At 64.3% G+C, this 14,115-nt stretch carries 13 protein-coding genes; 8 read left to right on the plus strand and 5 right to left on the minus strand.

Features of this window, described 5'->3' with window-relative positions:
- Positions 1–122 precede the first annotated feature (122 nt).
- A complete protein-coding gene (locus tag AC1RHV_RS29015; RefSeq protein WP_054458261.1) occupies positions 123–854 on the minus strand; it encodes a FadR/GntR family transcriptional regulator in 732 nt (243 codons plus the stop codon).
- A 291-nt stretch (positions 855–1,145) separates the two neighbouring features.
- On the opposite strand from AC1RHV_RS29015, the gene AC1RHV_RS29020 reads away from it, so the two are divergent.
- Positions 1,146–2,639: a glycosyltransferase family 39 protein gene (locus tag AC1RHV_RS29020; RefSeq protein WP_492302460.1), complete on the plus strand. Its 1,494-nt coding sequence runs from the start codon at positions 1,146–1,148 to the stop codon at positions 2,637–2,639.
- Positions 2,640–2,646: 7 nt separating this feature from the next.
- On the opposite strand, the gene AC1RHV_RS29025 is transcribed toward AC1RHV_RS29020, so the two are convergent.
- The gene (locus AC1RHV_RS29025) at positions 2,647–2,913 is read right to left on the minus strand and encodes a hypothetical protein (protein ID WP_492302462.1); all 267 of its coding nucleotides are present in this window, start codon (positions 2,911–2,913) and stop codon (positions 2,647–2,649) included.
- A 168-nt stretch (positions 2,914–3,081) separates the two neighbouring features.
- On the opposite strand from AC1RHV_RS29025, the gene hemN reads away from it, so the two are divergent.
- The gene (gene hemN, locus AC1RHV_RS29030) at positions 3,082–4,512 is read left to right on the plus strand and encodes an oxygen-independent coproporphyrinogen III oxidase (RefSeq protein WP_492302464.1); all 1,431 of its coding nucleotides are present in this window, start codon (positions 3,082–3,084) and stop codon (positions 4,510–4,512) included.
- Positions 4,513–4,542: 30 nt separating this feature from the next.
- Here hemN and AC1RHV_RS29035 read toward each other — a convergent pair whose 3' ends face one another.
- The gene (locus AC1RHV_RS29035) at positions 4,543–5,283 is read right to left on the minus strand and encodes a response regulator transcription factor (protein ID WP_054458258.1); all 741 of its coding nucleotides are present in this window, start codon (positions 5,281–5,283) and stop codon (positions 4,543–4,545) included.
- 589 nt (positions 5,284–5,872) lie between these two features.
- Between AC1RHV_RS29035 and thrS the strand changes: the two genes are divergently transcribed.
- From thrS to ptsP, 6 genes are all read left to right on the plus strand, one after another.
- Positions 5,873–7,825 carry a threonine--tRNA ligase gene (gene thrS / locus AC1RHV_RS29040; protein ID WP_054458257.1) on the plus strand — a complete coding sequence of 651 codons (1,953 nt, stop codon included), beginning with the start codon at positions 5,873–5,875 and terminating at the stop codon, positions 7,823–7,825.
- A 20-nt stretch (positions 7,826–7,845) separates the two neighbouring features.
- The gene (gene infC / locus AC1RHV_RS29045) at positions 7,846–8,397 is read left to right on the plus strand and encodes a translation initiation factor IF-3 (RefSeq protein ID WP_080551054.1); all 552 of its coding nucleotides are present in this window, start codon (positions 7,846–7,848) and stop codon (positions 8,395–8,397) included.
- Between the two features lie 154 nt (positions 8,398–8,551).
- Positions 8,552–9,523: a glutathione synthase gene (gshB, locus tag AC1RHV_RS29050; protein WP_119451622.1), complete on the plus strand. Its 972-nt coding sequence runs from the start codon at positions 8,552–8,554 to the stop codon at positions 9,521–9,523.
- Positions 9,524–9,541: 18 nt separating this feature from the next.
- Positions 9,542–9,943, plus strand: coding sequence for a PTS sugar transporter subunit IIA (locus tag AC1RHV_RS29055; protein WP_054458255.1), 402 nt, complete (start codon positions 9,542–9,544; stop codon positions 9,941–9,943).
- Between the two features lie 109 nt (positions 9,944–10,052).
- Entirely contained in the window at positions 10,053–10,322 is a 270-nt protein-coding gene (locus AC1RHV_RS29060; protein ID WP_013392913.1) for an HPr family phosphocarrier protein, read from the plus strand.
- A 106-nt stretch (positions 10,323–10,428) separates the two neighbouring features.
- On the plus strand, positions 10,429–12,138 hold the full coding sequence (ptsP, locus tag AC1RHV_RS29065; RefSeq protein ID WP_054458308.1) for a phosphoenolpyruvate--protein phosphotransferase: 1,710 nt from the start codon (positions 10,429–10,431) through the stop codon (positions 12,136–12,138).
- Between the two features lie 102 nt (positions 12,139–12,240).
- Here the strand turns inward: ptsP and amt are convergent, their stop codons facing one another.
- On the minus strand, positions 12,241–13,479 hold the full coding sequence (amt, locus tag AC1RHV_RS29070; protein WP_013392915.1) for an ammonium transporter: 1,239 nt from the start codon (positions 13,477–13,479) through the stop codon (positions 12,241–12,243).
- Positions 13,480–13,507: 28 nt separating this feature from the next.
- Positions 13,508–13,846 (minus strand): P-II family nitrogen regulator, encoded by a 339-nt coding sequence (locus AC1RHV_RS29075; protein ID WP_054458254.1) that lies wholly within the window; start codon positions 13,844–13,846, stop codon positions 13,508–13,510.
- Positions 13,847–14,115 lie beyond the last annotated feature (269 nt).

A 14,115-nucleotide genomic window follows, 5' to 3' on the forward strand; every position in this document is an offset into this window, starting at 1 on the left:
AAAGGGTCTGACAGGTGTCCGCGTCGCGGATGCCGTGCACTGGCAAGCAAACCTCATGCCACCTGTGTTTTCAGGGGTACTACGGGTGGAGCCGCTACAACAATGCTTCGTACAGGTGCTCTTCAGCGTGCCGCGCACCATTGCGGAGCGCCGTTCTCGTCGCCAAAGTCTTCCCGCAGGCGGGCCAGGATGCCTAGCAGATGCGCATGCATGGCATGGCGCGCGCGGATCGGATCGCGCGCCTGTATGGCCGTCAGGATGCGCTGGTGTTCGGCATGGGCGATGGCCCAGACCTTGGTGTCGACGAAGTAATCCTCCATGCGGCTGTACACGGGGCTGGCCTGCGTCAATTCCCACAGATGGGCCACCGAGGCCGCTACTGCGGCGTTGCCGCAAGCCGCGGCAATGGCGTTGTGGAATTCGCGGTCGTGGCGGCCGGGCGAGTTGCCCAGCGACATGCCCTCGTGGGCGTCGCGGATGGCGGCAATCTGGGCGGGCGACCCATGCTGCGCGGCCATGCCCGCGCACTCGGGTTCGATCAGCATGCGCGCTTCCAGCAGGTCGAACGGGCCGATGCCGTCCTGTCCTGGCGCGGCGTACGCGGGAGCGGCGGCTTCCCGGATGGCAGTGACGAACACCCCGGTGCCCACGCGCACCTCGACATAGCCTTCTATTTCCAGCGCGATCAGTGCCTCGCGGATAGACGCGCGGCTGACCTGCAGCTGTTCGGCCAGCTCCCGCTCAGAAGGCAGGCGCCCGCCGCGGGGGAATTCCCCTGCCCGGATCCGGCCGGCGATCTGGTCGGCGATGACTCGGTACAGGCGGGTGACGGCGGCAGCTTGGAAGGTGTTCATCGACGATAGGGGCGGGAACGGAGAGCCAAGTGGTCAGGCCACCAAATATAGGCATCTCATCCTTGAATAAGAAGGGAAATTTTCCATTTCAAGGGAAAACGATCACAGGGATTCCACCTCTTTCTTTGAAGTGGTCAGGCCAGCTAGGAATGTCGCGGGCGCTTTACAGTTTCCAGACAAATCCCGCACAGAAGCCCCGCTGTTGCGGGCGGACACCATCCCATACTCCGTTGCGCCCGATACCGGGCATGTGGCAAGGCAGCGCGCTGCGGCGGCTGGAAGGGGTAGGACGTGCAGGAAGTGACGAAGCGGGCGTTCCGGCCCGAGGGCTGGTGGATAGGCTTGGGCATGGCGGTCTTCGCCCTGGCGTGGTTGACGCTGCTGGACAAGGCGGCCCTCGCGCCGCCGACTGACAATATCGAGCAACTGACCTGGGTGCGCAGCCTGGAATGGGGCTATTACAAGCATCCGCCTCTGCCGACCTGGCTGCTGTGGCCAGCGGTGCAATTGCTGGGCTGGTCGGCGTGGACGAGCTACATCGTCGGTGCGCTCTGCACCCTGGGCGCCTTCGCGTTGTTGTGGCGCTGGCTGCGGGGCATGCGCGGCAGCGGCCATGCGCGGGCGGCGTTGCTGGCCGGCCTGTGCATCACCTTCTACAACGGCCGTCTGCATTTCTACAACCACGAGATCGTGCTGATTCCCCTGGCGGTGGGCTGCGCCGTCGCGTGCTGGAAAGCCTGGACCACGCGCCGGATCGGTTGGTGGATCGTGCTGGGCGCGTGCCTGGGCCTGGGGGCTCTGTCCAAGTACCAAAGCGCGGTGACGGGCGCCGCCGTGCTGGTCTTCTGGCTGAGCCAGCGCGGCTGGCGCGACTCCATGCACCGGTTCGGGCTGCAGGTTGCGGGGTTGACCGCGCTGGCGGTCTTCGCGCCGCATCTCTGGTGGCTGGCGTACAACGGCTTCGAACCCCTGAACTACGCGATGACTTCATCGCTGGCCGCCGGCCTGCCTTGGGTTCAGCGCGCGGCGGAAGTGGCGCGGTGGTGGGGCGATCAGATGCTGAACCGCGCGCTGCCTGCGTGGGTGTTCCTGGGCGTCTTGTGCTGGTTGGCGCGCCGCCGCGCCGCGGTGGCTGCTGTGACGGCAGAAGCGCCGCCGCGCGATGCGGGCCGCGCCATCCTGCTGTCGTTCGGTTTTACGCCCTTGGTGTTCGTCAGCATCATGACGCTTGCCAGCGGTTCCCATGTGCAACTGCACTGGGGCACGCCTTATCTGCTGTTCATGGCGCCGGCGATGATGGAACTGCTGCGTGGCGGCGTCTGGGAGCGCGTGCGGCCGCGCGATGCCGTGGCGGTATTCGCATTGGTCCAGGCGCTGTTGATGGTCCGGGTCGGGCTGACGTCGCCGGGCGGGGCGGGGCTTGCGCGCAAGGCGTCGGATTGGCGCTATTTCGATTCCCGGGCGCTGGCCCTGGCTGTGCACGAACCCGCCAAAGCGGCGCTTGGCGGGCCGGTCAGGGTGATATCGGGGCCGCCGGCCGAGGCCGGCGCGCTGGCCCTGAGGCTGCCGGAACAGCCGCTGGTGCTGATAGACGGACAGCTCCGTTTCAGTCCCTGGGTGCCGAAAGACGTGGCCGAGGCTTGCGGCGCATTGGAGCTGGAGCTGGAACCGAGAACGCCCGGAGCGGGGTTTGTCGCCGTTGGAAAGGACTTTCCTGGGCTGCACTGGCGTGTGACGCCGTCTTCCCGGCTTTGCGGCACGGCGTCTGGCGTGCCTCGCCCCTAGGGGCAGGCTATTGCGCCTCGTCGTCCGGTTCAGGCGTCTGCGTGAAGGCGCGCACCAGGCGCGCGATGCCGTCCAGTTCGTCGTGCGCGCCCGCTACCCATTCCGGCTTCTCGAACGGGCTGTCCGAAGGAGCGTTGTCCATGCTTGCCTTCAGGTCATTAAGCAGTTCCAGCGCCATGTCGGTGGCCTCGGGGCTGCTGCGGGTAGAGAGGGCGATGGCGATCGCCAGCGCCTGGCGCATGGCGAGCAGGCGGCCGTCCAGTTCAGTGCCCATGATGGTTTCCTTGTTGTGCATCTTTGTGACAGGCGCATTTTACGGGGGCGAGGCCGCCAGCGCCGCGGGGTGTTCTCTAGGTGGGCAGGTGGACTGGCGGGGGGGCAACACGCTGGCGTTTGCGCAAGATCAACCCGGACTGGCCGGCACAGGCGAATAATTCCAGGTATGCAAGCCGCCCTACGCCCGTCACAGACAGAATCCCGCGAGCCCTCCGCCGCCAGCCCATTGTTCCCGCCGCAATTGCTGGCGCGGCTGGACAAGAACGGGCCCCGCTATACCTCGTATCCCACGGCTGACCGGTATCACGGCGGCTTCGGCGAGCAGGAGTACCGGCAGGCGCTGCAGCAGCGCCGCGCGACGGCGCCGGCCGAGCCTTTGTCGCTCTACGTGCACATCCCGTTCTGTGAATCGGTCTGTTATTACTGCGCCTGTAACAAGGTGGTGACTCGCCACCACGACCGCGCCGCCCGCTATCTGGACGCCCTGGCGGCCGAGATCGAGCTGCATGTGCGCGAACTGGGCGAGGGCGTACCGGTATCGCAGTTGCATTTCGGAGGCGGCACGCCGACCTTTTTGTCCGACGAGGAATTGTCGCGTCTGATGGAGAACCTGCGACGCGCCTTCCGCTTCGAACCCGACGCGGAAATCTCGATCGAGGTAGATCCGCGCACCGCCACGCCCGACCGCCTGGCCCATATGCGCGAACTGGGCTTTAACCGCCTGAGTTTCGGCGTGCAGGATTTCGATCCCCGGGTGCAGGCCGCGGTGCATCGCATGCAGTCGTTCGAGGACGTGCGGGCGCTGATGCAGAGCTCCCGGGCGTTGGGCTATGCCTCGGTCAACGTGGATCTCATCTATGGCCTGCCGCTGCAGACCACGGAGTCCTTTGCCCGCACGATCGCTCAGGTCATCGCGCTGCGGCCCGACCGCATCGCGCTGTATGCCTACGCCCACCTGCCCGCGCGCTTCAAGCCGCAGCGCCGCATCAACGAGGCCGACCTGCCCGACAGGGAGACGCGGGTGGGGCTGCTCAGCGCCGCCATCGATGGTTTTCTGAAGCAGGGCTACGCCTATATCGGCATGGACCATTTCGCGCTGGAAACCGATGCGCTGGCGATCGCCAAGCGCAAGGGGGAGCTGCACCGCAACTTCCAGGGCTACAGCACGCAGCCCGACCGCGACCTGGTCGCGCTGGGCGTGTCCGCGATCGGCCGCATCGGCAATACCTACAGCCAGAACGCCAAAGTCCTGGACGAGTATTACGCGGCAATCGAAGCAGGGCGCTTCGCCGTCGAAAGAGGGTTGGCGCTGAGCACGGATGATCTGGTTCGCCGCGAGATCATCATGGACATCATGTGCCAGGGCCGCGTGGACTACAGCCGGATAGAGGCGCGCCACGGATTGCGGTTCGCCGACAGCTTTGGCCCGGAACTGCTGCAGATGGCGAATCTGGCCGAGCTGGGCCTGGTCAACCTGCACCCCGGCGAACTGCAGGTGACCGGCCTGGGCTGGTACTTCGTGCGAGCCGTCGCCATGGCGTTCGACGGCTACCTGCGGGCGCCGGGCACCGCGGCCAGCTACTCGCGGATCATCTGAGCCGCGGCGTCGCGCAGAGCCCGGCGGCGCTCATTCAGCGAATTTCTCCCGCAGATAAAGCGCCAGCGACAAATCGTCGGACAACTGCAGCTTGCGCATGGCGCGGCGCTTGTGGGTGCTGATCGTTTTCTTGCTGCGCATCAGCCGCGCCGAGATCTGCGTGACGGACAGCCCTAGGCTGATGTGGCGCAGTATCTCCACTTCCGAAGTCGTCAATGCCGCGTGAGGATGCGTCGGCTGCTGCGGCCGGATCTTGCCGTCCTGCACCGTGAGGAACTCTTCCTTGCCCGCCAATACGCCGCGGATCATCTCCGGCAGTAGCACCATGCCGCATTCCTTGGCGAAATAGCCATTCGCGCCTGCGCGGAACGCCGCGTACTGGGTTTCCTGGCGGCTGCCCGCCGAAAAGGTGATGAGCGCCATCCCGGGGTGGTAGCGGCGCAGGCGCCGCAGATAGTTCACGCCGTCCCAGGGTTCCAGGGGCAGGTAGAAATCGACCAGGGCGACTTCGCAGGGTGAGTGGGTAAGTTTCTCCAGGAGGGACCGTGCCGAGGTCTCCCGGTGCACCACCCGGAAGCCCGGCCGGCTCTCCAGGTAGGCGCCCACGCCCACGGCAACCACGGGGTGGTCGTCCAGGATCGCCACCTTGATGAGAGGCGGCGGCCGGGACAGGAGCAGGTGCCGGCGCGTGCCCGGGCGGTCGCCGCTTTCGGCGGGCTCGGGGTTGATGTGCGGGGGCGCTTTGAGGGTGAGCGCTGAGACAGTTTTCATCGATGCTCCACATGCAGGATGGGGGAACGCCGGCGGTCGATTGCGCAGGTCGCGGGTGTCCTGAATTTGCGAAGGCAGATTACGTTTTCGCATGGCCCGCGGGAGATGAATCGCGCCAATATCAGACTGTTGCACCGTCGACCTGTCATATATGCGAGAAGCACGCGTGCAACAGCCGGGATTTAGGCCGCGACGGCAGATGAGTTTTTGAGTTATGGCGCCGCCGGGCGCACCTCGCACGCGCTCCAGGGCGCGCTGTGGCGCTTTAGCCACGGAAAAGGCGTAAATAGTGATACAATCGTCGACGATAAGCACAGCTTCTGTTGCGCAGTGCATTGTTTGCTGTTTTTGATCCCTGCCGCTGCGGCGAGCATCATTAGGTCCAGACACCATGTTTTTCCCGCTGGCACGAACTACGACCCGGAACTTTCGCCCTATGTCGCGTTAAGTTTTCGTGCGTCGGGTTTCACCGTGTCAGGTCAGCGGTAGGACTCAGCAAGACAATCCAAGGAACGCGGCTCTCAGGCCGCGTTTTTCGTTTCCGTAATTTGTTTGTTTAGTTCCCAGAACCCCCCAGGAAGCACTCCCGATGGTACAGATCACATTGCCCGATGGTTCGCAGCGCCAATATCCGGGGCCGGTAACGGTTGCCGAAGTGGCGCAATCGATCGGTACGGGCCTGGCGAAGGCCGCCTTGGGCGGCCGCGTGACGTTTGAGGGCTCGGACTCCAGGCTGGTCGACACCAGCTTCCGCATCGAGGGCGACGCGCGCCTGGCCATCGTCACCGCCAAGGACGCCGACGGCCTGGATCTGATCCGCCACTCGACGGCGCACTTGCTGGCCTATGCCGTCAAGGAGCTGTTTCCGGATGCGCAGGTCACCATCGGTCCGGTGATCGACAACGGCTTCTACTACGACTTCTCGTACAAGCGCCCGTTCACGCCCGAAGACCTGGCCGCCATCGAGAAAAAGATGGCCGAACTCGCCAAGAAGGACGAGGTCGTCACGCGCGAGGAATGGTCGCGCGACGACGCCGTCGAATTCTTCAAGAGCATCGGCGAAAAGTACAAGGCCGAGATCATCGCCTCGATTCCGTCGAACGAGCCGCTCAGCCTGTACCGCGAAGGCGACTTCATCGACCTGTGCCGCGGCCCCCACGTGCCGTCCACGGGCAAGCTGAAGGTCTTCAAGCTCATGAAGGTTGCCGGCGCCTACTGGCGCGGCGACAGCAAGAACGAGATGCTCCAGCGCATCTACGGCACGGCCTGGGCAACCAAGGAAGAACAGGAAGCCTACCTGCACATGCTGGAAGAGGCCGAGCGCCGCGACCACCGCAAGATCGGCCGCGAATTGGACCTGTTCCACTTCCAGGACGAGGCCCCTGGTCTGATTTTCTGGCACCCCAAGGGCTGGGCGCTGTGGCAGCAGGTGGAGCAATACATGCGCTCCGTCTACCGCGACAACGGCTACCAGGAAGTGAAGGCGCCGCAGATCCTCGATATTTCGCTCTGGAAGAAGACGGGCCACTGGGACAACTACCGTGAAAACATGTTCACGACGGAGTCCGAGAACCGCGTTTACGGCCTGAAGCCGATGAACTGCCCCGGCCACGTGCAGATCTTCAACGCCGGCCTGCATTCCTACCGCGAATTGCCGCTGCGCTACGGCGAATTCGGCCAGTGCCACCGCAACGAGCCTTCGGGCTCGCTGCACGGCATGATGCGCGTGCGCGGCTTCACGCAGGACGACGGCCACATCTTCTGTACCGAAGAACAGCTGCAGGACGAGTGCGCCGACTTTACGGCGCTGCTGCAGAAGGTCTACCGCGACTTCGGCTTCACGGAAGTGCTGTACAAGGTCGCCACGCGTCCTGAAAAGCGCATCGGCACGGACGAAGTCTGGGATACGGCCGAAGCCGCCCTGATGGAGAGCCTGCGCCGCACGGGTTGCGAATTCGAGATTTCGCCGGGAGAGGGTGCGTTCTATGGCCCCAAGGTGGAATACACCCTGAAGGACGCCATCGGCCGCCACTGGCAGTGCGGCACGATCCAGGTCGACTTCTCCATGCCCGTGCGCCTGGGCGCCGAGTACGTGGACCAGAACGACCAGCGCCGCCCGCCGGTCATGCTGCACCGCGCGATCCTCGGTTCGCTGGAGCGTTTCATCGGCATGCTGATCGAAAACCACGCCGGCGCCATGCCTCCCTGGCTGGCCCCGGTGCAGGCCGTCGTATGCTGCATTTCCGAACCTTCGGCCGATTATGCGGCTGAAATCACGCAAAGCCTGAAAAAACAAGGCTTTAGAGTAGAGTCCGATTTGCGCGGTGAAAAAATCACTCGTAAAATTCGGGAGCACAGCCTGCAAAAGGTGCCGTACATCCTCGTCGTCGGCGACAAGGAAAAGCAAAACGGCACCGTTGCCGTACGCGGACTGGGCGGATTGGACCTCGGAGCCATCGCATACGACGAATTCGTCGCGCGCTTGTCCGAGGACGTTTCCACCCGTCGCGACGTCGTTCATCCTGATAGCAGCGCTGCTTAACATTTCTAGGAGCTTTCAACATCGCCACTGAAAAAGCCAATCGCATCAACGGTGAAATCCGCGTCCCCGAGGTGCGCCTGATAGGTCTGGACGGAGAACAGCTCGGCATCGTCAAGATTGCCGACGCCTTCCGTCTTTCCGAGCAAAGCGACGTGGATCTGGTGGAAATCGCGCCGAACGCCGAACCGCCGGTCTGCCGTTTGATGGACTACGGCAAATTCAAGTACCAGGAGCAGAAGCGCCAAGCTGAAGCTCGTTCCAAGCAGAAGGTCATCCAGGTCAAGGAAGTCAAATTCCGTCCGGCCACCGACGAGGGCGACTACCAGGTCAAGCTGCGCAATCTGCGCCGCTTCCTCGAAGAAGGCGACAAGGCCAAGGTGACGCTGCGTTTCCGTGGCCGCGAAATGGCCCACCAGGAACTCGGTATGCGGGTGCTTGAACGTGTGCGCGACGATCTGCTGGAACTTGCCCAGGTCGAAGCCATGCCGAAGCTCGAAGGCCGTCAGATGGTCATGGTGCTGGCGCCGAAGAAAAAGGCCGTGCCTGCGGGCAAGCCTGAGTCGGCTGCCTGAGCTCCTGCCGTAGTCTCCCCAGGGAGGCTACGCCGCCTGTGCGATCTGCCGCCTGCCATGGCGCCGGCGGGTTCGCTAATTGGGCGGCTCTGCGCTACGATGTCATAAAGCCGCCTTCCCGCGAGGGAAGGCGGTGTCCGTTCAGGGTGTCGCGATGCATGTATTGTTCGTTTTGGATCCCTTGCCGCTGCTCAAGGCGTACAAGGACAGCTCTGTCGCCATGATGCGCGCCCTGGTGGCGCGCGGCCATACGCTAAGCGTGGCCATGCAGGGCGATCTCTATATCGAGGCGGGCACGGTCAAGACCGCGGCCACCCCCATCGAACTGGTCGCGGACGCCGATCTGCACGGCCAAGACTGGTGGCGCGAGTCTGCCGCCCGGGATCTGCCGCTGGCGGAATTCGGCGCGGTGGTCATGCGCAAGGATCCGCCGTTCGACATGGAATACGTCTATTCCACGCACCTGCTCGAATATGCCGAGGCGCAAGGCGCCCGCGTGTTCAACAGCGGCGCGGCGATCCGCAACCATCCCGAAAAGCTGGCCATCACCGAAATCAGCGAGTTCACCGCGCCCACGCTGGTGACCCGCAGCATGGCCCGCCTGAAGGCGTTCCACGACGAGCATCACGATGTCATCGTCAAACCGCTGGACGGCATGGGCGGCACGGGCGTGTTCCGGCTGCAGCCCAAGGATCCCAACCTCAACGCCATCCTGGAAACGCTGACGGACAATGGCGCGCGAACCATCATGGCGCAGCGCTACATTCCCGACATCGTCAAGGGCGACAAGCGCATCCTGCTGATCGGCGGGGTGCCGGTGCCGTACTCCCTGGCCCGTATTCCGCTGGCCGGTGAAACCCGCGGCAACCTGGCGGCCGGCGGCCGCGGCGTGGCCCAGGAACTTTCCCCGCGCGACCGCGAGATCGCCGAGGCCGTGGCTCCCAAGCTAGCCGCCCGCGGTCTGCTGCTGGTCGGCCTGGACGTCATTGGCGATTACGTCACTGAAGTCAACGTCACCAGCCCCACCTGTTTTGTGGAAATCGCGGAGCAAACCGGTTTCGACGTCGCCGGCATGTTCGTCCAGGCGCTGGAAAAGGCCGTGGCGACCCCTGCCGCTGCCGCTTGACCCGCCAGGATCCCTGTCATGACCACCGGTATAGTCATCGTCGTGCACGCGCCCCTGGGCGCGGCGATACGCGATTGCGCCAGCCACGTCATGGGCAACCTGGACGGCATGCTGGCCATACACGACATCCAGCCTGAAGACCGGCCGGACGACCTGGCGCCGCAAGTCCTGAAGGACATCCTGGAGCAGGAACATGGCGCGGGCGTGCTGGTGCTGACCGATCTGATCGGCGCCACGCCCGCCAATATCGCCAAGCGCGCCGTCTCCGATGCCCAGGCCCAGGGCATCCAGTGCTGCGTGCTGGCCGGATTGAATACCCCGATGCTGCTGCGGGCCCTGACCTATCGCAATCTGCCCTTGGCCGAAACCCGCGAGAAGGCGCTGGCCGGCGGGCTTCAGGGCGTCTTACGTGTAGACTGACGGGCGGAAGTTTGCCCTATTATGTCGGCTATCCATTCAGGCCGATTGACGGTTCGACGGTTTGCTGTGATCAACACTGCGGCCTCATGCCGCAGCCATAATATTTCCTATGCCTAATACAGACATCGTCATCAGCAATAAACTGGGCCTGCATGCCCGGGCGGCTGCCAAGCTGACGCAGCTAGCCAGCAAGTTTTCCAGCGAGATCTTCATCTCGCGCGGCGCGCAGCGCGTGAACGCCAAGAGCATCATGGGCGTCATGATGCTGGCGGCCGGGCTGGGCGTGACGGTTAAGCTGGAGGCCTCCGGCAATGACGCCGATCAGGCCCTTTCCGAAATTCAATCATTGTTCGACAGCAAATTCGGTGAGCAGGAATAGAATTTCTTCCGAATCGGCCGGCCTGAGCGTTGCCCAGGCCGGCTCGTCTACGACCCTCAATGACGCACCCAACAACGGGGCTGGTTCTGCCAGCCCCGTTGTGTGTCTGTACGGCAAAGGCGTGGCCAAGGGATACGCCATCGGCCGCGCGGTCGTCATGGGTGCGGCGGCGCTGGAGGTCGCGCACTACCGCATCTCGCCCGAGGACGTGCCTGCCGAAAGCAGCCGGCTCACCGATGCCCTGGCTTCGGCGCAGCAGGAACTGCTGCAGCTGGCCGATACCTTGCCGGCCGACGCGCCGCGCGAGCTCGGCGCCATGCTCAACGTGCACAGCCTGCTATTGGGCGACCCGCTGCTGGCCGAGCAGACCCTGGCGCTGATTGCCGAACGCCACTACAACGCCGAATGGGCGCTGACGACGCAGGGGCAGATCCTGGGCCAGCAGTTCGACGCCATGGAAGACGAGTACCTGCGCGAGCGCGGGGCCGACGTGCGCCAGGTCATCGAACGGGTATTGCATGTGCTGGCTGGCACCTCGGCCATCCTGCCCGACATGTCCCACATGGGCGGCGACGACGCGTTGGTGGTCGTGGCCCACGATATTTCGCCCGCCGACATGCTGCGCCTGCGGGGCGGCCGCTTTGCCGCCTTCGTGACGGACCTGGGCGGTCCCACTTCGCATACCGCCATCGTGGCGCGCAGCATGGCCGTGCCAGCGGTGGTCGCCATGGGCAACGTGCGGGAACTGGTCCGCGACGGCGACATGCTGATCATCGACGGCGCAGCCGGCGCGGTGATCGTCAATCCGTCCAGCCGCATTCTCGAGGAATACCGCCGCCGCCAATCGGCCTATGCCGACGAGCGCGCCGAACTGAGCCTGCTGCGCGACGAGCCCTCGGTCACGCTGGATGGCATTGATGTGGTGCTGCACGCCAACATCGAACTGCCGGACGAAGCGGCGCTGGCATTGGCTTCCGGCGCGCACGGCATCGGCTTGTTCCGCAGCGAATTCCTCTTCATGGGGCGTCCGGACCTGCCGGGCGAAGAAGAACAGTACGAAGCTTACTCGTCGGTGGTCAAGGTGATGGCCGGCCGGCCCGTCACGATCCGCACGCTGGACATCGGCTCGGACAAGACGCTGGATGGCGAGGCCACGGTGGCCACCAATCCCGCGCTCGGCCAGCGCGCCATCCGCTATTGCCTGGCGCGCCCGGAGATGTTCGCAACACAGCTGCGCGCCATCCTGCGGGCCTCGGCGCACGGGCCCGTGCGCCTGCTGATACCGATGATTGCGCACATGCACGAGGTGGTGGCGACCAAGGCGGCCATCGAATCGGCGCGGCGCGAACTGGACGCGCGCGGCCAGGCCTATGCGCCCCACATGGAAGTGGGCGCCATGGTCGAGGTGCCCGCCATCGCCATCGCCATCGAACCCTTTGCGCAGGCGCTGGACTTCCTGTCCATCGGCACCAACGACCTGATCCAGTACACGTTGGCGATCGATCGTGGCGACCACGACGTGGCGTCCCTGTACGATCCGCTGCATCCCGCGGTGTTGCGCCTGGTCGCGCACACCATCAATGCAGGTGAGCGTGCCGGCAAGCCGGTTGCCGTGTGCGGCGAGATGGCGGGGGATTCGCGCATGACCCGGCTGCTGCTGGGCCTGGGCCTGACCGAGTTCTCCATGCACCCTCAGCAACTGCTGGACGTCAAGCGCGAGGTCCGGCGCGCGCACTCCAACGCTTTGCGCGTGAAGGTGGCCAGCGCCCTGAACCGCGCCTTGCCGGTGGATCTGGACACGCTGGACCTGGCCTGAGGCGGTTCGCCGCTGCATCAAAAAAGGCGCCGGGGCAGAATGCCCCGGCGCCTTTTTTTATCCCCGCCCACCTATGCCATCCGGTGGGGAGGGGTTCCAGGTTTAGCTGTGGTACGCCGATTCGCCGTGGCTGGTGACGTCCAGGCCTTCGCGCTCCTGATCTTCCGGCACGCGCATGCCGCACAGGGCGTTGGCGATCTTGTAGGCGATCCATGCCACCACGCCGGACCAGACGATGGTCAGCAGTACGCCTTCCAGCTGGACCCACAGTTGATGGCCGATCATGCCGGGCTCGGCCAGGCCGGGGCCGCCGAGGATCTGCGCATTGAACACGCCAGTCAACAGGGCGCCAACGATGCCGCCCACGCCATGTACGCCGAACACGTCCAGCGCGTCGTCGGCGCGCAGCAGGCGCTTCAGGCCGTTCACGCCCCAGACGCAGACGATGCCGGCGATGACGCCGATGACCAGCGCGCCCACGGGGCCCACCAGGCCGGCGGCCGGGGTGATGCCGACCAGGCCTGCGACGGCGCCCGAGGCGGCGCCCAGCATCGAGGGCTTGCCCTTTACGGCCCATTCGGTGAACAGCCAGGACAGCACGGCGCCGGCGGTCGCGATCATGGTGTTGAAGAAGGCCAGCGTGGCGTTTTCATTGGCGGCCAAGGCGGAGCCTGCATTGAACCCGAACCAGCCCACCCACAGCAGCGCCGCACCCACGAAGGTCATCGGCAGGTTGTGCGGCTGCATGGCTTCGCGGCCGTAGCCTACGCGCTTGCCCACCACGTAGGCGCCCACCAGGCCAGCCACGCCAGCGTTGATGTGCACCACGGTGCCGCCGGCAAAGTCCAGCGCGCCCTTCGCATTCAGCAGGCCCGGCGCCGTTTCGGACGCGAACCAGACCATGTGTGCGATCGGCACATAGGCGAAGGTGAACCAGATCACCGTGAACACCAGCACCGCCGAGAAGCGGGCGCGTTCGGCGAAGCTGCCCACGATCAGCGCGCAGGTGATGCCGGCGAACGTGGCCTGGAATGAGGCGAACAGCAGTTCGGTCAGCGAGTTCGACATGGCGTACTTGCCGTCGGACGGGGTGAACATGCCGGAGAAGAAGGCGCGCGACAGGCCGCCGAAGAAAGCGTTGCCCTCGGTGAAGGCAAGGGAATATCCGTAGATGAACCAGAGCACCAGGCCCAGCACGAACGTGCACAGCACTTGCAGCAACACGGACAGCACGTTCTTGCTGCGTACCAGGCCGCCATAGAACATCGCCAGACCGGGTACGGCCATCATCAATACAAGCAGGGTAGAGACGAGCAACCAGGAGATATCTGCTTTATCCATTTTCAGGCTCCATTGAGTCTTTATTTATTTACAGCGCAGCTTCGCCGGATTCACCCGTTCTGATGCGGATCACTTGTTCGAGCGGGGCGGCGAAGATCTTGCCGTCGCCGATCTTGCCGGTGCGGGCAGCCTGTTCGATGGCTTCAATGACCTGATCGACCAGATGGTCGGGCACGGCGGCCTCGACACGCAGCTTGGGCAGGAAATCGACGGCGTACTCGGCGCCGCGATACAGCTCGGTATGGCCCTTCTGGCGGCCGAATCCCTTTACTTCAGTGACGGTCAGGCCCTGGACGCCGATCCCGGATAGAGCCACCCGCACTTCGTCGAGCTTGAAGGGCTTGATGATGGCGATGATGAGTTTCATGGCATTTCCTCTCATGGTTGCACGTTGGCTTCGTCTATCAAGCAAATTCCATGCCATGTCGGATATGGCCCAGCGAAGGAGGTTGGCGCGCTCAAAGCGTGCTTGATTGCACCGGTTTGGTGCTTCATGCACCGCAAGTCAGCTTCAAGTTGGTGCGCCGCGCCAGCCCTTGGGGCAAGCAACAAAATATGTTTGGCGTCCGATATTTGTAGCAAATTGATGCGCGTTTTATTGCGTTTTATGTTGGCATATCAGCTTTTTTATCGAGT

The organism is Achromobacter sp. GW823-FHT04E03 (assembly GCF_058796095.1).